22 protein-coding genes and 1 pseudogene are annotated in these 23397 nt (G+C 67.0%); 7 read left to right on the top strand and 16 right to left on the bottom strand.

What is annotated here, in order from left to right; all coding sequences use genetic code 11:
• Positions 1-28 precede the first annotated feature (28 nt).
• Complete coding sequence (locus tag KA712_23185; GenBank protein MCG5055872.1) at positions 29-439, top strand: TIGR02266 family protein; 411 nt, start codon at positions 29-31, stop codon at positions 437-439.
• Between the two features lie 32 nt (positions 440-471).
• Here the strand turns inward: KA712_23185 and KA712_23180 are convergent, their stop codons facing one another.
• From KA712_23180 to KA712_23160, 5 genes and pseudogenes are all read right to left on the bottom strand, one after another.
• Positions 472-2136: a hypothetical protein gene (locus KA712_23180; protein MCG5055871.1), complete on the bottom strand. Its 1665-nt coding sequence runs from the start codon at positions 2134-2136 to the stop codon at positions 472-474.
• Between the two features lie 70 nt (positions 2137-2206).
• Complete coding sequence (locus KA712_23175; GenBank protein ID MCG5055870.1) at positions 2207-3322, bottom strand: FAD-binding oxidoreductase; 1116 nt, start codon at positions 3320-3322, stop codon at positions 2207-2209.
• 180 nt (positions 3323-3502) lie between these two features.
• Positions 3503-3742: pseudogene (locus tag KA712_23170) on the bottom strand ((2Fe-2S)-binding protein).
• A 7-nt stretch (positions 3743-3749) separates the two neighbouring features.
• Positions 3750-4553, bottom strand: coding sequence for a hypothetical protein (locus tag KA712_23165; GenBank protein MCG5055869.1), 804 nt, complete (start codon positions 4551-4553; stop codon positions 3750-3752).
• Positions 4554-4595: 42 nt separating this feature from the next.
• A complete protein-coding gene (locus KA712_23160; GenBank protein MCG5055868.1) occupies positions 4596-6122 on the bottom strand; it encodes a hypothetical protein in 1527 nt (508 codons plus the stop codon).
• 134 nt (positions 6123-6256) lie between these two features.
• Here KA712_23160 and KA712_23155 point away from each other — a divergent pair, with 134 nt between their 5' ends.
• Positions 6257-7138, top strand: coding sequence for an FKBP-type peptidyl-prolyl cis-trans isomerase (locus KA712_23155; protein ID MCG5055867.1), 882 nt, complete (start codon positions 6257-6259; stop codon positions 7136-7138).
• A gap of 22 nt (positions 7139-7160) precedes the next feature.
• Here KA712_23155 and KA712_23150 read toward each other — a convergent pair whose 3' ends face one another.
• From KA712_23150 to KA712_23140, 3 genes are read right to left on the bottom strand one after another with little or no spacing between them, the layout of a single operon-like run.
• Positions 7161-8465: a (2Fe-2S)-binding protein gene (locus tag KA712_23150; protein ID MCG5055866.1), complete on the bottom strand. Its 1305-nt coding sequence runs from the start codon at positions 8463-8465 to the stop codon at positions 7161-7163.
• A 32-nt stretch (positions 8466-8497) separates the two neighbouring features.
• The gene (locus KA712_23145) at positions 8498-9226 is read right to left on the bottom strand and encodes a YggS family pyridoxal phosphate-dependent enzyme (protein ID MCG5055865.1); all 729 of its coding nucleotides are present in this window, start codon (positions 9224-9226) and stop codon (positions 8498-8500) included.
• Entirely contained in the window at positions 9223-9819 is a 597-nt protein-coding gene (locus KA712_23140) for a Maf family protein (GenBank protein MCG5055864.1), read from the bottom strand. Before KA712_23140 ends, KA712_23145 begins: the two co-directional genes overlap by 4 nt.
• A gap of 112 nt (positions 9820-9931) precedes the next feature.
• On the opposite strand from KA712_23140, the gene KA712_23135 reads away from it, so the two are divergent.
• From KA712_23135 to ruvB, 4 genes are all read left to right on the top strand, one after another.
• A complete protein-coding gene (locus KA712_23135; GenBank protein ID MCG5055863.1) occupies positions 9932-10921 on the top strand; it encodes a lamin tail domain-containing protein in 990 nt (329 codons plus the stop codon).
• Between the two features lie 135 nt (positions 10922-11056).
• Positions 11057-11695 carry a crossover junction endodeoxyribonuclease RuvC gene (gene ruvC, locus KA712_23130; protein ID MCG5055862.1) on the top strand — a complete coding sequence of 213 codons (639 nt, stop codon included), beginning with the start codon at positions 11057-11059 and terminating at the stop codon, positions 11693-11695.
• A complete protein-coding gene (gene ruvA / locus KA712_23125) occupies positions 11692-12309 on the top strand; it encodes a Holliday junction branch migration protein RuvA (GenBank protein MCG5055861.1) in 618 nt (205 codons plus the stop codon). The genes ruvC and ruvA overlap by 4 nt, the downstream gene beginning before the upstream one ends.
• A gap of 120 nt (positions 12310-12429) precedes the next feature.
• A complete protein-coding gene (ruvB, locus tag KA712_23120) occupies positions 12430-13455 on the top strand; it encodes a Holliday junction branch migration DNA helicase RuvB (protein ID MCG5055860.1) in 1026 nt (341 codons plus the stop codon).
• Positions 13456-13471: 16 nt separating this feature from the next.
• Here ruvB and KA712_23115 read toward each other — a convergent pair whose 3' ends face one another.
• The 6 genes from KA712_23115 to KA712_23090 form a co-directional block, all read right to left on the bottom strand.
• On the bottom strand, positions 13472-14038 hold the full coding sequence (locus KA712_23115) for a hypothetical protein (GenBank protein ID MCG5055859.1): 567 nt from the start codon (positions 14036-14038) through the stop codon (positions 13472-13474).
• 313 nt (positions 14039-14351) lie between these two features.
• On the bottom strand, positions 14352-15278 hold the full coding sequence (gene dapF, locus KA712_23110; protein MCG5055858.1) for a diaminopimelate epimerase: 927 nt from the start codon (positions 15276-15278) through the stop codon (positions 14352-14354).
• Positions 15279-15418: 140 nt separating this feature from the next.
• Complete coding sequence (gene secG / locus KA712_23105) at positions 15419-15919, bottom strand: preprotein translocase subunit SecG (protein MCG5055857.1); 501 nt, start codon at positions 15917-15919, stop codon at positions 15419-15421.
• The gene (tpiA, locus tag KA712_23100; protein ID MCG5055856.1) at positions 15904-16686 is read right to left on the bottom strand and encodes a triose-phosphate isomerase; all 783 of its coding nucleotides are present in this window, start codon (positions 16684-16686) and stop codon (positions 15904-15906) included. Before tpiA ends, secG begins: the two co-directional genes overlap by 16 nt.
• Before the next feature lie 173 nt (positions 16687-16859).
• The gene (locus KA712_23095) at positions 16860-18044 is read right to left on the bottom strand and encodes a phosphoglycerate kinase (GenBank protein ID MCG5055855.1); all 1185 of its coding nucleotides are present in this window, start codon (positions 18042-18044) and stop codon (positions 16860-16862) included.
• A 198-nt stretch (positions 18045-18242) separates the two neighbouring features.
• Entirely contained in the window at positions 18243-18446 is a 204-nt protein-coding gene (locus KA712_23090; GenBank protein ID MCG5055854.1) for a hypothetical protein, read from the bottom strand.
• 255 nt (positions 18447-18701) lie between these two features.
• Between KA712_23090 and KA712_23085 the strand changes: the two genes are divergently transcribed.
• Positions 18702-19841, top strand: a complete 1140-nt coding sequence (locus KA712_23085; protein MCG5055853.1) for a PAS domain-containing protein — start codon at positions 18702-18704, stop codon at positions 19839-19841.
• A gap of 17 nt (positions 19842-19858) precedes the next feature.
• On the opposite strand, the gene KA712_23080 is transcribed toward KA712_23085, so the two are convergent.
• Together KA712_23080 and aspS are read right to left on the bottom strand one after the other, a co-directional pair.
• Complete coding sequence (locus tag KA712_23080; GenBank protein ID MCG5055852.1) at positions 19859-21508, bottom strand: glycerol-3-phosphate dehydrogenase/oxidase; 1650 nt, start codon at positions 21506-21508, stop codon at positions 19859-19861.
• A 28-nt stretch (positions 21509-21536) separates the two neighbouring features.
• Complete coding sequence (gene aspS / locus KA712_23075) at positions 21537-23348, bottom strand: aspartate--tRNA ligase (GenBank protein MCG5055851.1); 1812 nt, start codon at positions 23346-23348, stop codon at positions 21537-21539.
• Positions 23349-23397 lie beyond the last annotated feature (49 nt).

Raw genomic sequence — 23397 nt, 5'->3', positions numbered from 1 at the left:
TCCGCAGCCCTACCATAAGGGGAGTCCCATGTCGTCGGAGACGGAACGCCGGAACGAGCCTCGCGCGCCCATCGAATTGCAGGTGGAGTATATGCGGCTCAACACGTTCTTCTACGACTACACGAAGAACATCTCGCACGGAGGAACGTTCGTGAGAACACAGCGTCCCTTGCCCATCGGGACCCTGTTCGTTTTCCGTTTGAACGTGCCGCGTTTGCCCGAGCCGTTGGTGTTGCACGGCGAGGTTCGCTGGATCGTGAAGGTCGAGGGTGTCGATGGCACGAGCGATGACGCGCCTCCTTCAGAACCGGGAATGGGCATTCGCTTCGTCTACGAAGACGACGTGCAGCGGCTCGCGCTGGATGCAAAGGTCGAAAAGCTCATGAGCGAGAGCCTGGGGCCTCTCATCTCGTCGCGGCTCATGGGCTCGCGTTCCTGAGCCTGAGCTCTGCCCGAGGCCGGCGCCCAGGGTCAGAGCGCCGGCAGGGCGCGAGGGCGATAGATCTCCACCGCGTCCGAGGGCAGCAAGAGCTCGCCTTCGAGAGCGCGACCGCCCAGGAGGAGCAAGGATCCATCGGGCATGCTGGCCACGCGGGCGCCGACACGGGGGAGCGCCGGCAGCGTTGTCACCAAGCTGAGTGTGGCGAGGTCGAACACTTCCGCAGTGGGGACCAGCCCTTTGCCCGCGTCCTGGCCGCCGCCGACGAGCAGGTCCTGCCCCACGGCTGCGATCGCGGCCCCGACCCGAGGCGTCTGCAGCGGGAGGGCGACTGGGGTGAAGGTACGCGTGAGCGGATCGAAGATCCGCGCGTCGGCCAGCGGCTGGCCGGCGGTATCGATCCCTCCCAGGATGAGGAGGCGCCCGTCCGGCAAACGCACTACCGTGTGGTCACGCCGAGGCGGCCCCGCGTCCACACCCAGCGGCACGAACGTGTTTGTGTTTCCGTCGAGGAGCTCCGCCACGGGCAGACCCGCGGCCGCGCCTCCAAAAAGCAAGACGTCCGAACGTTCCGTGACGAGGCCGTTGGCGCCGAGCGCCGGAACGGAGACGGTGGTCGCGGTATGGCCGACGCGCGGGGCAAGCATCGAGAACGGCGCCGGGAGAACGACCTGTCCGGGGGCCGATGCGGCGGGTTCGATCTTCACCACCGAGGCGATGGGCACGAACGTGGGGGGCGCCGTGGGCTCACCCGCGGGGGGCGCCAGGGTCTGCCCCCCAAAAACGTACATGACACCCCCCAAAGCAGAGGGGACCTCGGTGATGACGCCCCCTTCGCGGGCGAGTGCGGGCGTGCTGGCGGCGTAACGTGCCACGATGCCGAGGTCGATCACGTTCAGGAACTGGCTGGTGCCGATCTGGTCGGTGTCGCCGCTGAGACTCAACGGCGGGCCCTCGACGCGGCCACCGAAAAACCAGAGGGAGCCGTCCGCGCGCGCCCACACCGCTGCCCCCGTCGCGGTTCTCGTGGCCAGCGCCGGAAACACCGTGGTCTGGAGGTACGGGTTGTAGGCCACCACCGGGCGGTTGGGAAGCTCCTGCCGCATGTCGTTGAGGCTCCGGCCCCCGAGGAAGACGGGCACCAGCGTCCCTGGTGTTTGCGTGTCGCCCGGGTCGCGCACGAGGGCGGTGACGACGTTTCCTTCCGCGAGCCGCTGAACGATCGGTTGCTCGAAAGGTTGTGCCAAGGTGCCGAGGCGCTGAACCAGGATCCTGAGCGACACCTGGCCCTCGAGGAGCCGAATGCGAGGAGATCGCCCGAAGGCGATCACCGTTCCCGCGGCGTCGGTGACCGTGACCGAAAAAGAGGTGGCGCTGGTGGTTCTTGGGTTCAAGCCGCGGATCTTGAAGGCCGGGTTCGCACCGGCCGCGATCAGCTGTTCGGATTTGAGCCCCGTGCCCACGGCCTCGAGGGTCACTTGCGTGCCGCCGGCCAGTGGGTCTTGCCCCACGGGCCGCAGCAGCTGGATGTCGTACTCGGGCTGAAGCACGTCGCCACACCCGGCGAGCGCCAACAACATCGAAAGGACCGCGAGGCCGGTGGAGGTTCGCGCGGCGGCAACGATGCGTCTGTGACCCGTACGCGCGTCATGCGCGGCGCACGGGGGCGAGGCGAGCTCTTGTGCACGAGGGGACATCGGAGAGCGCAACGAGCGGACTATAGCAGCCTCGTTCCCGGCGGCGACGGCGCATCCGGGAGCGAGCGGTTCAACCGATGTTCCAATCCTCCGTGACGGGCTCACCTTCGGCGAAGCGGCTTGGCCGCCAGGCCCGAAAGATCGGGTGCGTCGCTTTGCCCAGCAGGTGGCGAGCGTAGTGTCGCGCCACCACGGGCGCCATCATGAAGCCATGGCCCACGAAGCCGCAGCAAACGAAAAAACCTGGCCGCCCTGGCACCTCGCCAAGCAAGGGGCTGCCGTCGGGGCTGTGGTCGTAGGGCCCGGCCCATTGGCGCACCACCTTGACGCTGCCGAGCTGTGGCAGGAGGGCCGTAAGCGCCGCTCCCATGGCGCGCAGGAAGGTGAGACGGGACCCGAGCGCGATCGGAGTCGTGTTCCCCGGGGCGTCGTGCTCGTGCAGGGTGATGCCCCCGACCACCTCGCCCCGCAAGGATTGTGAAGCGTAAAGGCCGGTGTCCATCACCGAGACCATGGGGTCGAGGAAGGGCTTGAGCGCCTCGGTCGAGAGGATTTCGTGGCGGGCCGGCCACGTGGGCAGGTGCACATCTAGAAGGCGAGCCACCTCGGGCGACCAGGCGCCGGCGGCGTTCACCACCCGGTGCGCCTGGTAGGTCCCCCGGGGCGTGTGCAGCTCGTAGCCGTCGGCGCGGGCGTCCATCGCCGTGACAGGGCAAAAGGTTTCGATGTGCACGCCCTTGGCTTCGGCGGCTGCTGCGTATCCCCACAAAAAGGGCCAGGGAAACACGATGCCATCGGTGGGGTTGTAACAGGCGCCGCGCACGCCGTCCGTACACAGCGCGGGCACGATCCGTCGGGCTTCGTCGACGTCGATCATGCGCGTGGCCACGCCGTGTTCATTCTGCAAGGCCACGTTCTTTTCCATGCGTTGTACGCGCGCGGCGGTGGTGGCGAGGAAGAGATACCCGCCCTGCCGCATCCAGATGTTCGTTCGCAGCCGTTGCGCCAACGACTTGCAGATCCGCACGGACTCTTGCATCAGCTGGATGTTGAGCGCGCTCGACCACTGCTGCCGCACCCCCCCGCCGTTGCGTCCCGAGGCTCCCCAGGCGAGATGCCGGCCTTCGAGCACCACCACGTTGCTTTGTCCCTGGCACGCCAGTTCGTAGGCGAGGGCCAGCCCCATGATGCCGCCGCCGACGATCGCGATCTCGTAGCTCCCACGCGATGCCTGCCGTCGCCGCGTGGCCGAGGATGAGCCTGGGGACGTGGACAGCGGGGGCCGGGGGCCTTCCCGGGACGGTACGGGAGCCGGGGTGGGTTTATCCGCTGGCGTCCCTCGCGTTCGAGGCGTCAGCGCGGCGAGCGGCACGGGGTGCAGCGGAGGCCGGCTCGTGAAGGGTTGCAGGGTGTGAATCGGCCGATCGGTCAGCTTGGCCAGGTGCTCGGCCACCAGGCGCAAGCAGTCTTTGCCCTGGCAGGGGCCCGTCCCAAACCCAGTGTAGCGCTTCACCTCCTCCAGGCTGTCGAAGCCGGTCGCTACGGCACGGGTCACGTCGTGAGCCGTCACGTCTTCGCAGCGACAAAGGACGACCTTGCGATCCATGGTCGGATCACTTTCCGTTCGCGCGCGATGTGCCCCTGGCAGGAAGCTTGAACAGCGCCTTCGGGGCGGGCACGTCCCAGGCGATTTCGTTCACGGTCACGATGAAGGTGGCAGGCCCTGCCGCGGTCTCCTGGACGTACGGGAACCACACGCCGCCCGACGCGCGGTAATCGGAAAAGCGCGTGGTGTAGGGCGTCTCGCCCTGGGGTGACACCTTCTTTCCGATCTCCAGAAGCAGCCGGTGGGTTTGGGTATCGAAGCAGTACGTCGTGGGCGGGCTGTGTTCGTAGGTGAGCTTCACGCACTCCTGGTTGGGTTCCTCGGGCGGGATCGTTTCGCTCGTGCGGGAAAAGCGGGTCAGCGCCGTGTAGCCGCCCCAGGCTGCCGCCAGGGCGGTTTGCTCGGCTTCGGCCTCGTCCAGCCACCTCAAGCCGTCGATCGGGTCTTGCGACCAAAAGCGCTGGCCGCTGCCCCCTCTCTTCATCGTGAGGAGCTTGGGGATCTCGCCCGTCTCCAGGTAGTGCCCTTCGGCGGTCCACAGCGCCTGCGCTTTGCCCGCGAGGGCGAGTCCCTTGACCTCGAGGGTCATGTCCACCTTCAGGCTCTTGTGCTTATTCCAGGCCGCTTCTCCCCCCAGCGCCTGGACGAAGTCCGCCAAGATGGCCTCGGCCGTGCGGGGCTTGGCTGAGGCGTCAACTGGCGCGGGGGCGTTCCCCTTCGACGCTGCTTGGGTCGGGGAGGGCGTGAGGCCGAGCACGAGCGCCGTCACGACGACGATCGCATGAAGATGGAGGCGTCTCGAGGGTTTCATGGGCTTCTTCTTTGGGCTGAGGCGACGGGCGGAAACGCAGCGCTACGTCTTCATGCGCCTGACGAGCTCGAGCCCCGCTTCGAGCACGGGGTCATGGCCCGCCTCGAACGCCGCCCGGGTCTCGAGGACCTGCCGATCCGGAATCACGCCCCGGCCTTCGAGCGCGATGCCTTTGGGTGTTCTGAAGTCTGCCACCACGTACTGCAAGACCGCGCCCCCGGGAAGCGCTTCAATCACGGAGGGCAGCGCTTGCCCCAACGTGACGGAACCCACCACCTTCGCCCGGCCTGCCTCCTGGAGCGCCGCTGCGAAGATCTCCGAGGTGGACGCCGTGCCCTCGTCCGTGAGGAGCACCACGGGGCCGAGGTAAGGGGTCATGTCGAGCGCCTTGTCGACCACCAAGGTGGCGTCGTGATCCCGATGATGAAGGGTGCCAAGCCTGGTTTTTTCGCCGAGCACCGCGCGGGCGAGAGGAATCGCCATCGCCGCCACGCCGCCGGGGTTGCCGCGGAGATCCAGGATCAGACCCTTCACTTTTCGGGCCCGGAACTGGTCGATGGCTTGGGTGACCTCCTGAAGCACGGGATCGAGCAGGAACAAGTTGAACGCAACATAGCCAACGTCACCGAGCTGTCGCACCGTGACCTGGGGACGAAGAGGGCCCAAATTTCCTACCTGGACGACGGGGCCCGAGGGCGCCTCGCGCTTGAGCACGACGTCCTTCGCAGTGCCTTGCAGGGTTTCGACGGTCACGGTCACGGGCGAGCCGGCGGGGCCTTCCAGGGCTCGGCGCGCGAGCCGGCGCACGTAGAAGCGGTTTTCGATGGGCCGCAGGGCCCGAGGCGGTTTGACGTGGGCGAGGGCGTGCCCCCCGACGCGCAGGACCAGCGTGCCCGGGGTCAAGCCCGCTCGGGCCGCAGACGACCCCGGCCGCACCGCCGTGATGACCGCCTCGCCTTCGCCGGGCCCCACGATCCGGATGGTGAGGCCGGGATCTCCCCTCAACCCCGGGTCCCCGTTCGACGTGTCCGTTGCCGCGTCCGCGGGGCTTGCAGGGCCCGGAGCGGCTTCGTCACCTGGCCCCGTGATGCTGAGGTGCGACTGCTTCAGTTCGCCGAGCATGTCGTTCAGTACGCGGTAAAACGTGGGTTCGTCAGGGGCAAGAAGCGCCATCGGCTCGTAGCGCTTGCGCATGGCAGTCCAGTCGAGGCCGCCGAGGCCGGGGTCGTAGTGTTTGTCACGCACGGTCGACCAGGCAGCCTCGAAGATCGCGCCCCGGGTGCCCGCGTAAGGCGAGCGGCTCTCCGGCTTTTCGCTGCGCGCGGGCCCTGGCTCGAACCGGGGAGGCTCAACGCCGGGGCTCTCGGTGGCGACGTTTGGCGGTGGGGGGGGCGCGCCCCGCGACCCGGCGCAGTGCACGCTCGCGAGTGCCGCCAACGCCAAGCCCACCCAGGGTCTTGGCATCAGCGGCCGGATGACCGTGCCTGCGAAGCGAAAAGCCGAACGGGACAAAGGTTCGAGTTGAAAAGCGCCTCGAGGGCGCACCACCGCGCGGGAGCAAATCGACACTCCCTCACTGTAGCGCGGTCCCGGCATCTTTGAGGAAAGGGATGACTGGCACCCCCTCGCGCGTGCGCGGGCCCCAAACGGCTACCTTTCCCCGCCTTTGCTTTTTTTGGGGGCCGCTGGTAAAGCCGAGACCCATGCGACGCAACAGTCTCCTCGTTTTCGCACTCGGCCTCGCGCCCCTCGTCTCCGCGTGCAAAAAAGAACAAAAGGCGGAACCCCCCATGGCCGAAGCGCCCAAAGCGGTCGAGGCGCCTCCTCCGCCTCCCCCTCCCGCATCGGACGACATCCCCCCTCCGCCCGACGTGGCCGCTCCGCCCGCCGACGCCGAGAAGACCGCCTCGGGCCTGGCCTCGAAGGTGTTGTCGCCCGGCGATGGCCAGGTCAAGCCGGGTCCCTCGGACACGGTCGAGGTGCACTACACCGGCTGGACCACGGACGGTAAAATGTTCGATAGCTCCGTCAAGCGCGGCCAGCCTGCGAAGTTCCCTCTCGATCGCGTGATCAAGGGATGGACCGAGGGCCTGCAGCTGATGGTGAAGGGCGAAAAACGTCGCTTCTGGATTCCCGCCGAGCTGGCCTACGACAATCGTCCGGGCCGTCCCGCCGGTATGTTGGTTTTTGACGTGGAGCTGCTGGGACTTACCGAGGCGCCCAAGCCTCCCGAGGACGTGGCGAAGCCATCGAAGGGCGCGAAAAAGACGAAGTCAGGGCTGTCGTACAAGGTTCTCCAGAAGGGAACGGGCAAAAAGCACCCCGAGGCCAAGAGCGTGGTGTCCGTTCACTACACGGGGTGGACCACCGACGGAAAAATGTTCGACAGCTCGGTGGTGCGAGGCGAGCCTGCCACCTTCCCGCTCGACGGTGTCATCCCCGGCTGGACGGAGGGCGTGCAGTTGATGGTGGAAGGCGAAAAGACCCGCTTTTGGATCCCCGAAGGTCTTGCCTACAAGGGCATGCCGGGTGCCCCCGCGGGCATGTTGGTCTTCGACGTCGAACTGCTCAAGGTCATGGAGTAGCCCCGGCCGCGGCTGAGGCGGCTCACAAAGACGAGCCCACGCAGCGCCCAACAGCGCGGCCGTGGGCTTCGGCGTATTCAGGACCTACGTAGCCGCAGGCGTCCCCCGCCACGAAGACCCCTGGCACGGAAGTGCGCCCCTCGGGGCCCACCGCCGCGAAGAACCCACCGCGCGCCGGGTCGTGCTGTACCTCGACCCCAAACTGTCGCGGCAACTCGAAGGCCGGCGCGGGGCGCGCCACGATGGCCAGCGCATGATGTTTCCGCGGGGCCGGGGCCTGCGCGAGGGACACCGTATCCGTGGTGACGCCTGCCGCGTCCAGCGTAGCCCGCAGGCGCTCCCCGTAGTCCCAGGGGGCCGCGGGATCCATGACCAGAGTGACCCGCCGGGCTGGAACGATGCCGCGATCGAGGAGCAAGCGCCCGCAGGCGCGCGCCGCCACGATCCCGGGCCGATCGTTGCCGGGGAAGGCCAAATTCTGCTCGTAGCTGCCCGTGGCCAGCACGAAGCGGCGCGCGCTCACCAAGGTGACATGCTGGGGGCGCAGCACGGCCAAAACGCCAGGCGGTCCGTCGAAGGCTGGTGAGGACGCCGGTAAGTGATCCTCGGGGAAGTAGCCAAACACCGTGCTGGCCAGCGCCACGTCCACGCCGAGGGCACGCAAGCGCCGCTCCGCCGCTTCGGCCCGCGCCCGCCCGCCCGCCTCGGAACGCCAGGAGCCGCCTGACCCGCTTCGCTGGTCGAGCAGAAGCACGCGCCTTCCGGCTTGCCCCTCGGCCACGGCAGCCGCCGATGACAGGCCGGCAGGTCCGGCACCCACGACGCACACATCGACCTGCAGGATCTCGGTCGCGCCGAAGCGTGGGTCGGGCTCGTCGGGCACCACGCCGGTTCCTCCCACTTCCCGCACGAGCTTGACGAAGAGGGCGTTTCCCACACGCGTGCCCGTCATCAAGTGGTGGTGGTCCATCCCGTGAGGAAAGAGCCAGTCGGCCGCTCTCAGCAGATCCACGTCGGCGGCCGGGAACGCGTTTTGGCGCTCGCAGCGAAGCGCGGCACTCACGGGTTCCATGCACGCCCGCACGTTCGGCCGCCCGTTCACCCGCAGAAGGCAGGTGCCACAGCTGCCTGAAAAGCAAAACGCGCCGCGGGGCCGGTGGTATTTGGGCGAGCGCCCGAGCTGCCAGATGCCTGCAGCCCACAGCGCTTCGGCCAGGCTATCGCCGGCGGTGGCGGCATGGACCTCGCCCTCGAACGCAAACGAGCTGCTGGCGCTGCGGGCAAGCGCAGGCGTTGGGTCCAGCGGAGGGGGTCGAGAGCCGGCCATGGGCAAGCGAGAGGATCGAAGGGTAAAGCTTATCAGATCGACGTCCGGGGACCGAAGAGCGCGGTGCCCACGCGGACGAAGGTCGCCCCCTCTTCGATCGCGACGTCGAGATCGTGACTCATGCCCATCGAGAGCTCCCGGAGCTGAACGCCCGGGCGAGGCACGCTGGCTTCGCGCTCGAGCAAGGTGCGCAGCGCCCGGAAGTGAGGGCGGGCGGTTTCGGCATCGTCGCTCGCGGGGGGTATCAGCATGAAGCCGTCACAGCGTAGACGCGGGCAGTGCGCGAAGTGCGCGAGCAGCCCCGGCAGCGCCTCGGGCAGCACGCCTCGTTTCTGAGGCTCGTGCGCCACGTTCACTTGCACGAGGCAGCTTTGGACCTGTCCCTCGGGCACGCGGCGGTTCACCTCGTCGAGCAGGTCGCTCGTGTCGAGTGAATGAAGGCAGGCGGCGAGTCCAGCAACGTACTTGGCCTTGTTCGTCTGCAAGGGGCCAATGAAGTGCCAGGCGGGAGACGCGGTCACCGCCGCGGCCAGGCGCAGGGATTCCACATCGAGCCGTTTGTCACGAAGCTCCTGGGCGTAGTTTTCGCCGAATGCGGTTTGTCCCGCCGCCAACATCGCCACCACGTCGGCTGCCGGCATCTTTTTGCTGACGGCCACCAACTTGACGCTGCCGGCCGCGCGGCCCGCGCGTGCCTCCGCACGGGCGACGCGGTCGCACACTGCCGCGAGGTTGGCAGCCAAGCTCGCCGCGCGGCTCACGAGGGGCCTCCGAAGGCACGAGGGGGGTAGGTGGGCAAGGCATCGAGGGCCCGCAGATCGGCAATCACCTCGGCAAGCGGCAGCCCGATGACGTTGGTGATCGAGCCGCGCACGTCGGTGACGAAGGCCGCAGCAATGCCCTGGATGGCGTAGCCGCCGGCTTTACCGTCCCACTCTTTGCACACCACGTAAGCTTCGACCTCGTTGGGGTCGAGCAAGCGGAACGAGACTTGGGTGGTGACTGCCCGCTCGATGCGACGATCTTTGTGGCGCACGCAGTACGCGGTGGTCACCTCGTGCCGTCGTCCTGCGAGGCGCGTGAGCATGCTCTGCGCTTCGTCGGCGGAGGCGGGTTTGCCCAGGATGCGGCCATCGAGGATCACCGTGGTGTCGGCGGCGAGCACGGGCAGGGCGGGCTCGAGGCACGCAAGACACTTTTCCCGGGCCACGCGTTGCACGTAGTCCCGCGGGGCCTCCCCGGGCACGGGTGTTTCGTCCAGGTTGGAGGGCACGACCCGCAGCCGTAAGCCCACCCGCTCGAGCAATTCCCGCCGCCGGGGCGACGCAGAGGCCAGCACCAAGTCTTCGTTCACGCAGGCTGTTTAGCAGTCTTCCGACGGGCTGCTCAAGCGGTGCCGCGAGGGGAGCGGACCAGCGCTGAAAAGCCGCAACTTCCGACCTGCCAGTGCCGACAAGACCTTCGTGATGTGGACAAGCAAATTTCCTTCGAGCGGGTGCTTCGTCGTCGTGGGCATGGGGCTGCAGATGTTGTCCATCGGCTGCGTCCCCGACGCCGAGCTTGGCGACGAGCGCAGCGGCCCTGGCTTCGAGACGTCTACCACCGGGGCGGTGGGTACGAAGGGGCTCGAGGGGCCGCCCCTGGCCCCGCAAGCGCTGGATGATGGGCAACCTCCCGCGGTCGCGTTACCCGTGCTCGAGGGCGACGGGGTGTCCCGCGGTCCCGAGGGCTGCGTTCACGTGAGCGCGCGGGTCAACGAGCCCGCCACCGTGACCTTCGTGTTCTCCCCCGAAGCAGGCGCCGATGCCGGCGTGCCGGTCGTCGAGGTGCCAGGGCGCGCGCGGGCCGACGGCGCGTGGGAGGCGATCGCGACGTTGCCCGGGTTTCTTCCTGGTGGGCCGCTCCACGTGTCCGCGCGGGCGGAGGATGCCCAGGGGCGCGTCACCCTGTCGCCGCCCCTGGCTCTCGTGGCACCGGTGGCCCGAGGTGCGCTCGTCATCACGGAGATCCTCGCCAACCCGGCTGGCTCGGAGTACACGCAAGAGTTCGTCGAGCTCTTGAACGCGGGGGCCGCCTCATTGTCTCTGGCAGGCTTTTCCCTCGAGGACGGGGCCGGCGCCGACCCGCTACCCGACCTGGTCGTGCCCTCCGGCGGGCGGGTGGTGGTGGTGGCGGAGGGCTTCGTCGAGGGGCCCGGCGCCGACCCTGAGCCCGCGCCCGGCATCCCCCTCGTGAGAGTTCCCGGACGCTTGGGGCGTGATGGCCTGTCGAACGCGGCCGAAGCGCTCACCCTCCGGGCCCCCGACGGAAAGGTGGCCTCGCACTACGGCGCCTGGGTCGACATGAGTGCCAGCGCCTGGAACGGCCGCAGCACCGTGAGGGTGCCCCCCGACGATCCCTGCGATCGCGCCCTTTTGTGGAGCGACAGGCCTCAGCCTCCCACGCCCGGGTGGTGACGAGCGCACAGGGCGATTTCCGGTCACCGCCGGAAACTGATATGGAAAGGGGGGTATGCAACTTGATGGACCTCGTCGGCGGTCCGCCGAAGACCTCCGGGACCTCGTGCGGGATGCGCGCCGGAGCGCGCAGGCATGACCGCCTCCGTGGCGCGAAAAACGATGGCGTCCTCCAGGGCCCCCGGTCGCGTCGCTCGGGAGCCCGAGGCATCTTTGCGGATCCTCGGCATCGACCCGGGTACGTTGCGTATGGGCTACGGGGTGGTCGAGCGCGTAGGCCCGGGGCGAGTGGCCTACGTGGAATGTGGGGTGATCGCCGCGCCCGCGTCGCGGGATCGCCTGGAGCGGCTCGGCCTCATCGGGCAGAGTCTGCGTGAGCTCATCGACGAGCTGCGGCCCCACGCGGTGGCTCTCGAAGAGGCCTTTTACGGGAAAAACGTGCAATCCACGTTGGCGCTCGGGGAAGCCCGCGGGGTTTCCATCTTCGTGGCCGCGCAGGCCGGCCTGTCGGTGACGGGTTATGCTCCCGCCAAGGTCAAAAACACCATCGTGGGCAGTGGGCGGGCCACCAAGACCCAGGTCAGCTATCTGGTGAGAGCGCTCCTTGGGTTGCGGCGTGACCCAGAACCCGATGCGGCCGACGCCCTGGCCATTGCTCTCTGTCACGCGCGCAGCGTGGACTTTGCGACAAAGGTGCCTGGCCCAGCACGGACGCGCGCCGCCTCGCGCTCCGGGGCTATGAAGGGGACCACGGGCAAGAGGGAGCGGTCGTGATCGCGTTCTTGAGGGGCCTGGTCATCGAACGCAACGCCGACCAGGTGATCCTGGACGTGGGGGGCGTGGGCTATCTGGTGACGGTCACGGCACGGGCGCTTCGGGGGCTGCCTTCGGACCGCGACAAGGAAGCCAAGCTGCACGTTTACACCCACGCCTCGCAAGACAGTCCGTATCAGCTCTTCGGCTTTCCCGACGCCCAGGAGCGACGTTTGTTCGAGACGCTCATCTCCGTACAAGGGGTGGGGCCGCGGGTTGCGATCGCCATTCTCTCGCACATCGAACTTGGTGAGTTGGTGCGCGCGGTGACGGCGAGCGACGTCAAGCGCCTCACGCAGGTCAAGGGCATCGGCAAGAAGATCGCCGAGCGTTTGTGTGTGGAGCTGCGGGATCGCATTGGCGCCGCCAGCTCTGGCCTGTCGGCAACGGGGGCAGGGGCAAGCTTCGCCTCGCCGCTTGCCGCACCGGTGGGGCCCGTCAGCGAGGTCCAAGGTGCGCTCCTGGCGCTTGGCTTCACGGCCGCAGAGATTGGGCCGGTGCTTCCGCGCCTCGACGCGGCCAAGACCACGCCCGATCTCATCAAAGACGCGCTGGCGCTGCTGAGAAAAGGCTGAGCCAAGGCCCCCCGGACGGCGTAATCTCGCAGGCACATGGCGAGGCGCAAACACGACGACGGTGAACCCTCATCGGTCGAGCCCCCGATGCCCTCGGCGGCGGCTGCGGGCACGGCGCGGATGATCTCGCCTGACGGCGCGGACTCGTCCGACGAGGAACAACGTGAGGAGCTTGCGCTCCGGCCCCAGTCGTTCGACGAGTTCGTGGGGCAGCGCAAGGTGGCCGAGAACCTTCACGTCTATGTCGAGGCCGCCAAGCGGCGCAGCGACGTGCTCGACCACGTGCTGCTTTCGGGGCCGCCGGGTCTAGGCAAGACCACCTTGGCCCACGTCATCGCTCACGAGATGGGGACCGAGGCCCGCGTAACCTCGGGACCCTCTCTCGAGCGTAAGGGCGATTTGGCAGGCATTCTCACGTCGCTCGGGCGGGGAGACGTGCTCTTCATCGACGAGATTCACCGCTTGTCTCCGGTGATTGAAGAGAGCCTGTACCCGGCCATGGAAGACTACAAAATCGAGATCGTCACCGGCACCGGGGCAGGCGCCAGCGCCATCACGGTGCCTCTCGAAAAGTTCACGCTCGTGGGCGCCACCACCCGCACGGGGCAACTCACGTCGCCGCTCTTGTCGCGGTTTGGCATCGTCGAGCGGTTCAGCTACTACGACCCGGACGAACTCATGGCCATCGTGCTGCGCTCGGCGCGCATCCTCGGCATTCCGATCGATGACGACGGCGCTGCCGAGCTCGGGCGGCGCGCGCGCGGCACACCTCGCATCGCCAATCGGCTCTTGCACCGCGTGCGTGACTTCGCCGAGGTCCGGGGCGACGGTCGCATTACGGCCAGCGCAGCGGACTATGCCCTCTTCCGCCTCGAAATCGACCGGGCGGGCCTGGATGCCGGCGATCGCCGCCTGCTGCACACGATCATCGAGCGCTTCGACGGAGGCCCCGTGGGGGTGGAATCACTTGCCGCGGCGCTCGCCGAGGACCGCGACACCCTCGAGTACGTCTACGAGCCCTATCTCATCCAGGAGGGCTTTCTCACTCGCACAAGGCAGGGCCGCATGGCGGCCCGCCGCGCGTACGAACATCTCGAGCTGCCTCCCCCTGCGCCCAAGGGCGGCGCGCAGGGGACGCTGTTTTGACTCGGGACCTGCGGGCCTACGGTTTAGCGGCCGCAGCTATCGCCTTCACGTACTCGGTCAGGCAAGTTTTTTGGGCCTCGGTAAACGCCTGCGGAGGCATTTTGTCACCCCCGTCCTCTCCATTCGAGCACTTCGGGTCGCTGTCGAGCTTGACGAGCAGTACGCTCTTCTCGGTCGCCTCAGGGTCGAGGAGCTTGTCCTCTTTGCACTTGTCCTGTGGAGCCTTGTCAAACAGGCGCTCGTAAATTTTTGCGGTTTTGAGATCTGTTTTCGCGATCGGGCTGTTTCGGAAATGGCAGTTGCCGCATTGCGGCACAAGCAGCTTCTCTTCCACTTCCTTCACCGTCTGAAACTCGCAGTCAGCGACGGCTGTCTCGAGGAGATTCGGCAGCGTGATCGCGCCGCCTCCGGACCCGCCGCTTGCGCCGCCCGAGCCACCACTGCTGCCGCCAGAACCTCCCGAACCGCCACCCGAGCCACCGCCACCGCCCTTGCCGCCGCTGGCGTTGCCGCCGCCACCGCCTGAGCCGCTGCCCTCTGCGCAGTCGTCGGTACATTCACCAGCCGCCACGCAGGCGGTCACGGCGGAAGCGCCTGCAACCGTGAGCGCTGCGCCCAGGGCGAACCCGGCGATGCTCCAAACGGCGTGACGAGATTTAGGGGGGGTGCCAGTGGACTTCATTGTGGCCTCAGCCTCCGGTCGGGTAAGTGGGTGTGAGTTTTTCTACCGATCGTAGCCGTCGAGGAGCACGGCCACAAAGAGCAAATTTCTTGGGTTACATCGAAAAAATCGAACAGATCCTGAGACTGGTCGGAAGGTTCGCTTCCTTTTTGTTCTCTGGGTTCTCGGTCCGGGTGAGACACCCAGGACGGCAGCCACGGCAAGGTGCGTGCATTCACCTCACAACCGGCAACGGCAACGTGGCGTTGAACACCCGGCGGGCGGGGCCTCGCATACGCACGCCGCGAGGCGCAAGGTCGGCGGTCGTGTCCCGGTCTTGCGGTGCCGTGTCGACCCGAATAAAGAGAGTTCCCCCAGGGAGGTGTACCGGGACCTCCTGGTTTGCCGGCAGCCGTCCTTCGAGGTACGCGGCCACTGCCGTGGCGCAGGCGCCGGTACCGCAAGCCAGCGTGATGCCGCAGCCTCGCTCCCAGACCACCAGGTCGATTTCTTGGCCGCGCACGCGGGCGAACTCCACGTTGGTTCGTTTCGGGAAAAGCGGGGCGTTTTCGATGCGAGGCCCGAAGGTCGCCGCCATCGCGCGCAGGTCGGCCGCAGGGTCGTCGACGAAGATGACGGCGTGGGGATTGCCCATGGACACGGCCGTGAAGACGAAGTCTTTGTCGGCAAGCGACATCCGGGTCCGAACGGCCAGCTCACCCGCCGTCCCGCCCATCGGAATCTCGGCGCGCGCCAGGCGGGGCTTGCCCATCTCGACCGCTACCGTGTTCACCTCGGCCGCCTTGGCGTCGACGGCGCACGCGAGCACGCCGGCACCCGTCTCGATGCGCAAGACGTCCTTGCGGAGATCGGGGTTGTCCTCGAACAAGACCTTCGCGACACACCGGATGCCGTTGCCGCACATCTCGGCCTCGCTGCCGTCAGCGTTGAGTACCCGCATGCGGGCGTCGCCCTGCTCGCTCGGCAGGATGGCCAGGACGCCGTCGCCCCCGACGCCGAAGTGGCGGTCGCAAATGGATCGCACCGCGGAGGGTGCGGTCACCGCGTCACGTGCTTCCGCGGCAGGCTTGCCAGGACGCAGATCTACGACCACGAAGTCGTTTCCCAGCCCCTCCACCTTGGTAAACGGAACACTGCTCATCTTGTGGTTCTTTCCTTCGGGCCCGTATCGGATGCGCGCCGTCGCGGTTCCGTTTCAGGTCGACCACGAAGATCGGCAGGTTTTTGTTCCCGGACGCCGACGGCGGCGCCCGGAAGAGGCATCGAGCGAAGCTCGGGTTGCTACTTGCTACCCGGCTCGGCAGGCGGCGCCTCGGGCGCTGGCGGCTCGGCGGGCGCAGGGGGCTCGGCGGGCGCTTGACCTTCCACCGGAGCCTCGGAAGCGGGAGCGGACGTGGCTTCGTTGCTCTCGGCGGGCGTGTTGCCAGCTGCCTCGGAGGCGGCTGACGACTTGGCCTTCTCGACGTCCTTCAGGAGCTTTTCCTTGGCCGCCTCGTCGGCTTCCTGGGCCTTCTGTTTCTCAGCCGCAATGGCGCGCAGCCGCGGGGAGTCCCGTTGGGTAGACAGGTACGCCAGCGCCAGAGAATTGACGATGAACAGAGTCGCCACGACTGCGGTCATGCGCGACAGGAAGTTTCCCGCTCCCGATCCACCGAACACCGTTTGGCTGGTGGCGCTGCCGAAGCCGATGCCCATACCGCCACCCTTGCCGGCCTGCAACAGCACGACCAGGATCAAGAACAAGCAGATGAAGACGTGAAGAATCGTTAGGACCGTGAACATGCCTCTGTGCCCTTTTTCACCAAGTCGACGAAAGAAGCCACGGTCAAGGAGGCGCCCCCGACGAGGGCCCCGTTGATCTCGGGCTGCGACAGCAGGCTCGCCACGTTCTCGGGCTTTACGCTGCCACCGTACTGGATGCAAAACTGAAGAGCCTTGTCGCCGATGAGGGTCGACAGCCGCTGGCGAATGAACTGGTGGACTTCCACGGCCTGTTCCGGCGTGGCGTTTCGTCCCGTTCCGATCGCCCAGACGGGCTCATAGGCCACCACGCACTTGACGATCTCGGTGGGGGCGATGTCAGCGAAGGCGGCATCCACCTGGCGACCCACCACGTCGAGCGTTTTGTTGCCGTCGCGCTCTTCGAGGGTTTCGCCCACGCACACGATCGGCTGCAGGCCCTTGGTGAGCGCTGCCTTCGTTTTTCTGTTCACCATCTGATCGGTCTCGCCGAACAGGGTGCGGCGCTCGGAATGGCCGATGATCACGCAGCCCGCGCCGGCATCGGCGATTTGGCCCATGGAGGCCTCGCCCGTGAAGGCGCCTTTTTCTTCCCAGTACCCGTTTTGGGCGGCCACCTTCAGGCCGCTGCCCTGCAACGCTTCCACCACGGTACGCAGCGCGAGGAAGCCCGGCGCCACGCCCACGTCGACGCCGCCTACGCCAGCCACGCCGTCGCGCACGCCGGAGGCCAACGCCACGGAGTCGGCCAACGTGCCGAACAGCTTCCAGTTTCCACAGAAGAAGGGACGTACGCGGGGAGTGCTCATCGTTCGGGTCGACTTTCCTTTTGGGCGGTGGACGAAATCGGTCGGGCCGGAAGCGCGGGGTGGGTCACGGGGCGCCCTCGGGCGGCCCCTTGTTTAGCGCATCTTGGGCGAATGCGCCGCACCTGAAAAGCAAGGCCTACCGGGAGCGCTTCCTTCAGACTTCCTCCGGCGGGTCAGAGGCCGAGCGCGTCCAGCGCCGGGATGGGCTTGCGTTCGAGGTAGCGGAGGGTCGCGCCCCCTCCCGTGGAGACGAGCGAAAGCTTGTCCACCACACCTGCACGCCGCACCGCGAGAGCCGTGTCCCCTCCGCTGACCACGGTCAACGAGCCCACCGTGCGGGAGATTGCTCGGGCGACCTCGAACGTGCCTTCGGCGAAGGGTGCGTGCTCGAAGGCCCCCATGGGGCCGTTCCAGAACACCGTGCGTGCCCGGGCCAGGTCTTCGGCGTAGCGGCGTCGCGTCTCGGGTCCAATGTCGAGCGCGGCCAGGTCTTCCGGCACCTCGAGCGCTGGCACCACCCGCCCGTCGTCGCTGCGAACGCCCGCCGCGGCCACGAAGTCCCGCGGCAAATGAACATGTACACCCCGATCATCGGCCTTTTTCAACACGACCCGGGCGGTGGCAAGCTTGTCATCGTCGCGCAAGGAACGACCGAGCTCGGCGCCGCGCGCACGCAGGAAGGTGTTTGCCAAAGCGCCTCCGACGTACACGGCGTCAATGCGATCGAGCAAGCCCTCGAGCAATGCCAGCTTTTCACCGACGTGAGCCCCTCCCAGTACCGCGAAGGAGGGGCGGTAGACGTCATCGCGCATCTGACCCAGCACCTGGAGCTCCCGCTCCATCAGCAGGCCCATGCCTCGCTCGCTGAAGTGGCGAACCATTCCTACGGTCGAGGCGTGAGCGTGCTGGGCGGCCCCGAACGCGTCGTTGACGTAAACGTCGGCGTATCCGGCCAGAGCACGGGAGAAGCCCTCGTCGTTGGCAAGCTCACCGGGGGCGAAGCGAAGGTTTTCGAGTACGGCGAGCGTTCCTTCGCGCAGGTCGGCCACCACCTTTTTGGCGCCGTCGCCCACGGGCTCGTCGGTCAACATGACGTCTCGCCGCAGAGCGGCGGCTAGATAGGCCGCCACCGGCTCCATCGTGAGTTTGGGGTCAGGACGCCCGTGCGCCCGGCCCAGGTGCGCCCCCAACACCACCCGGCATCCGAGCTCGAGCAGGTGGCGAAGAGTTGGCAATCCCTGGTCGATGCGCGTGCCGTCGGCGACCCCACCCGCGGGGGTCAATGGCACGTCGAAGTCAACGCGGACGAACACCCGGCGACCGGTGAGGTCGAGGTCTGAAAGCTTACGGACGGCCATCGGAGAGGCGTGTTCTACACGGATCGCTTCCCATCGTCCACGGCCGATCTCCGGCGCCTCCGCATCGCCTTGCAGGACTCAAAGCGAAAAATCCCGAACGCCTGGGAAAGCGTTCGGGAGCGTGGCCGCCGCAGCTCGCGCCTTGCGCGGCGAGCGGCACAAACGAAAAAACGCCCTTGCGGGGCGTTTCGGGTGGAATCAGTCGAGTCGGAAGCTTTCGTCTTTGTCGATGTCCGAGGTCACCAGGCTGATGATCTCGCTGGCCAGGGCCACGATCTGCTTGGGCTCGTAACCGTTTTGGCGGAGCTCCTTGTAGACGGACTTGGCCAAAATCTTCAGCGCTTTGTTGGGGTTCGCCACGCTGTTGTTGTTTGTTTGTGTCGTTGCCAGTGCTTGTGACATTCAACCCTTCCTCCCAGAAGGCATCCCGAGACTTAGCACTAAGCATGCCACGGGTGCTGTCGTCGTAACTGCCTGATTTTGCTCGCTTCACTTTGGGCCTGGGTGCGCACGAGCCTTCGCACTGTACGCCTGCGAGCCGAGGGAGGACCGGTCGGGTGCGCAACGGTTTTCGCACGTGAGAAAGGAAAATCGCACATACTGACGGTCAAGTTGTCGCTGCGCCTGCCGAGGCACTCTGCGGGCCCCCGTTCGCCCATGACGCAAACGCCCAAACCCGAGCTCGACGATCGCACCATGGTTCTGGTTTCCGTGGCCAAGCGCCAGTGGGAGCGGACTTTCGATGCCATCAGCGAGCCCTTGATGATCATCGATGCTCAGTACGTGGTTCGTCGAGCGAACCTTGCGCTCGCAGATGACCTGGGGGCACCGGTGCAAGCCGTGGTGGGGCGCCGCTGCCACGAGTTGCGGGCCGAATCCTCCCGTGCTTTTCCCGGTGCGCGCGAGGGGCCGTGCGCAAGCTGCCCCGTCGAGCGTGCACGCCGAGACGGGGCAGCTCGTATTGCCGAGATTGAATCGGAAAACGGACGGACTTACCGCATCCATACCTACCCGTTCGAGGACGCCGACGAGCCCCTCAGCATTTGCCGCTATCGAGACGTGACCGAGGAACGCAACCTTGCGCGGCAGTTGAGCCATGCGGAGAAGCTCGCAGCGATCGGGAGGTTGGCGGGAGGGGTGGCGCACGAGATCAACAACCCCCTCGGGGGCATTCTTGCGTTCACGCAAATCCTCCAGCGCCCCGATATCACGGACGACGAGAGAACGGAGTACTTGGCCGAGATCGAGAAGATGGCGCTGCGGTGCAAGGCCATCGTTCAATCCTTGCTGAGATTCGCGCGGCAGGGGCCTGCCACCGTCCGAGGGCCCGTCAACCTCAACGACGTCATCTCCGAATCGCTACGCTTTTCGCCCTACAAATTCGGGGCCCGCGACGTGGCCATCGTATCCAGCCTGGCGCCCAACCTCCCCCCGATCCTGGGCAGCCCCAATCAGCTCGAGCAGATTCTCATCAACTTGCTGTCGAACAGCGTGGACGCCATCGTGTCACAGCGGCCTGGCGCCAGTGGCCGCGTGGAGGTGAGCACCCGTTGCGAGGGGGAGGACGTCGTGCTCGAACTCCGCGACGATGGCCCTGGGATACCGGAGGCCGCCCTCGAGAAGCTCTTTGATCCCTTCTTCACCACGAAGGACGAAGGCAAAGGCACGGGGCTGGGTCTGGCCGTGACGTACGCCATCGTCGAGGAGCACGGGGGGAGAATCCGGGCTAGCAACCTTCCGGGGGGGGGCGCCCTGTTCTCCGTCAGCTTTCCTTCGTTGCCGCGCGCGAGAGACTGAGAGCGGCGCCGGCGGGGTCACTCCTCTTTCCACGAACGGGTGGAGGCGACGGCGCGCGCGTAGGCTTCGATCCAGGCGGATTGGGTCTGCGGCGAAGACCCTTTTTTCGCTGCGAGCAGCGCGGCCACGCGGGGGGCGGCCTCGAGGCCCTGGTCACGTGCGTAGCGAAACATCGAGAGGCGGCGCCGCAGTACGTCTTCGACGGTCTCGGCCCGCTCGTGGTCGATGGCGAACACGGCTTCCGCCCAGAGTTCCGGTAGGTCGGGCGTGAGGGGCTGCGCCAAGTCGGGTTCTGACAGCGCCAAACGGGCCACGGCTTCGGCCCGGGAGCCATAACGCAAATGCAGGTGCGTGCGGACCTCCTCAGGCAGAGCCTCGGGCAAGGCGGTCCAGGCCCCCCCGCCCGGCAGTGCCCTCGTGCGCGTGCGGCAGGCTCGCGGAATCGCGGAGAGGCCGCGGCGCGCTCCCCACGCCACCAGCCGGTCCACAGTCTCTTCGGCCATCTTCCGCATCGTCGTCAGCTTGCCCCCTGTGATCGTGAGGGCGCCGGCTTCGAAGTCGATCTCGTGTTCCCGCGACGTGGCGGATGGGGTGTCGTCCTGGGACGCGACCAGAGGCCGCAGCCCCGCCCAGGTGGAAATCACATCGGCGTGTGTAAGCCGTGCTTCGGGGAAGGCGGCGTTGGCCGCCTCCAGCAGGTAATCAACGTCGCTGCGACGAGCGTGCACGCCCCTGCCGGGCTCGGTCGTGTCCCGCGGGGGCTGCCAGTCCGTGTCCGTCGTACCGACGTAGGTGCGTGCACCCGCCGGGATCACGAAGAACAGGCGGCCGTCCCGGGGTGCGTTGAGCACGAACACGCGGCCTGCCGTGGGGAGTCGCTCGGCGGGGAGCACCACGTGGACACCAAGCGTCGGGCGAAGCTTCCGGGTGCCGGCGTAGGCGTCGGAAAACGGGCCTGTGGCGTTGACGACCATACGGCCGTGCACCTCGAAGGGCGCGCCCTCGTGAAGGCGATCACGAACGGAAATCGAAAACCCACGTTCGTCGCGTCGCCACGGGGAGGCCTCCACGTGGTTCAGGCATACGGCGCCTGCGCTCTCGGCATCAAGAACGTTCTCCAGGACCAGGCGGGCGTCGTCGGTTTGGCAGTCCTGGTAGACCTGGGCACCTTGCAGGCCGTCGCGGCGGAGCCGGGGCGCCAACGACCCGAGGCGTTCGGGGGACAGTCGTTCGCGTTTGCTCGGCGGCCGGCCGAGCGCGAGCAAGTTGTAAAGGCGAATGCCGAGTCCGATCGTACCCAGGGACGGCTTCGTACCGGCATAGCCCGGGAACACGAAATCCACGGGCCGGCAGAGATGCGGGGCCGCCCGCATGAGCCGGCGCCGTTCCGCAAGGCCCTCGAAGACCAGGCCGAAGTTGCCGTATTGCAGGTAGCGGATGCCCCCGTGAATGAGCTGCGACGAGGCGGACGAGGTTTGCGAAGCGAAGTCTCCCCGCTCGACGAGCGCCGTCTTGAGGCCTCGCAGGGCCGCGTCTCGGGCCGAGGCCGCTCCTGTGGCCCCCCCTCCCACGATGACAACGTCGAAGCGCTCGCGGGCCAACCGCGCCAGGAGCTGGGCGCGATCGGCGGAAGCGAGTGAGTGCGGAGAAGGAGCGGCGTGGGTCATCGGGTCAGACGCCGCTCCCGCCCGAGGTTCAGGAGGTACGCAGCGCGATGTGAAGCTCTTCGAGCTGCTTATTAGATACCTGCGAAGGCGCGTCCGTACACAAATCGGTGCCCTTTTGCGTCTTGGGGAACGCGATCACGTCGCGCAGCGATTCAGCTCCGCACATGAGCATGGCGAGGCGGTCGAGGCCCGCGGCGATGCCGCCGTGCGGAGGAGGGCCGTAGCGGAACGCGTCCAGGAGGAACCCAAACTTCTGCTGAGCATCCTCGTCGGACAGGCCCAAGGCCCGAAAGACGCGGGCCTGCACGTCAGCCTGGTGGATACGGATGGACCCGCCTGCGATCTCGTTGCCGTTGAGCACCAGATCGTAAGCGCGGGCGCGCACGGAGGCCGGATCCGACTCGAGCCGCGGCAGGTCTTCCTCCACGGGCGAGGTGAAGGGGTGGTGGGCTGCCACCAGGCGGCCGTCGTCGCTGCCCTCGAAGAGAGGGAATTCGGTGATCCAGCAGAACTTCCAGACCTTGTCCGGAATGAGCCCCATCTTTTCGGCCAGGTGAAGGCGAAGCGCTCCGAGCACGGTGTTCGCCAGCTTGCGCGAGCCGAACTGGAAGAAGAGCAAATCCCCGTCGGTTGCGCCAGCGGCCGCGTTGATCTGCAGCCGAAGGTCGTCGCTCACGGTCTTGAGAGGCGTCTGCGTCCAGGCGCCGCCTTCACCAAGGCGTGCCCGGGCCAATCCCTTGGCCCCGAATCCCTTCACGAACTCTTCGAGCTTGTCGACCTCGGTGCGTGAGAGCTTGTTGGCCTGCTCGGCGGGCAAACGCCACAGCTTCACCACGGCGGGATCGGTGGCGGGGCGTTTGGCCTCGAGGGCGGTCTTGAACATGGCGATGCCGCCCCCGTCGGTCGCGCGCACGGCAGAGGTCACATCGGTGAGAGGCAAGTCGAAGCGCAGATCCGGCTTGTCGCTGCCGTACTTCGACATCGCTTCTGGGTAGGGCATGCGGGCGAACGGACGAGGTACCTCGATGCCGAGAACGTCCTTCCAGAGATTCGCGACCAGGTCCTCGATGACGGTCTGCACGTCGACCTCGTTGACGAAGCTCATCTCGAGGTCGATCTGTGTAAACTCGGGCTGTCGATCCTGACGTAAATCTTCGTCACGGAAGCAGCGGACGATTTGGAAATAGCGATCGAACCCCGAGACCATGAATAGCTGCTTGAAGATCTGCGGCGATTCTGCGAGCGCGTAGAAGCTGCCTGGGTTGAGGCGTGACGGCACGAGGAAGTTGCGTGCGCCTCCGGGCGTGTACTTGACCATGAACGGCGTTTCGATCTCGAGAAAACTGTGCTTCGCGAGGGTGTTGCGGGCCGTCTGATAGATCTTGGACCGAACGATGAAGTTCTTCTGCAGGCCGGGGCGGCGCAGATCGAGCGCGCGGTGCTTGAGCCGGATGTTCTCGTTCGTCGTGATACCGTCCGCGATCTCGAAGGGAGGCGTCTCGGACTTCGAGAAGATGGTGAGCTTGTCGCAGTGAACTTCGATCTCGCCGGTGGGCAAGTTGGGGTTGTTGGCCCCCCCGCGGCTGCGCACGATGCCCGAAAGGCCGATGCAGTACTCGGAGCGGAGCTCTCCCGAAAGGCGATGCGCTTCTGCGTCATACGTCGGCTCGAACACCACCTGCGTGATGCCGCCCCGGTCCCGCAGATCGATGAAGACGCAGCCACCGTGATCCCGGCGGTTGCTCACCCACCCGAAGAGATTCACCCGCTGGCCGTCGTCGGAGGCCCGCAGGGCACCACAGTCGTGCGTTCGCTTCAGGTCTTTCAGAAACTCGGACATGCGGCGGAACATAGCCGCAACCAGGCGGCTCGGGAAGGGGCCGCGTGCG

This window comes from Myxococcales bacterium, from assembly GCA_022184915.1.
Classification (GTDB): Bacteria; Myxococcota_A; Polyangia; order Fen-1088; family Fen-1088; genus JAGTJU01.
This window is presented reverse-complemented; position numbering and strand designations above follow the sequence as displayed.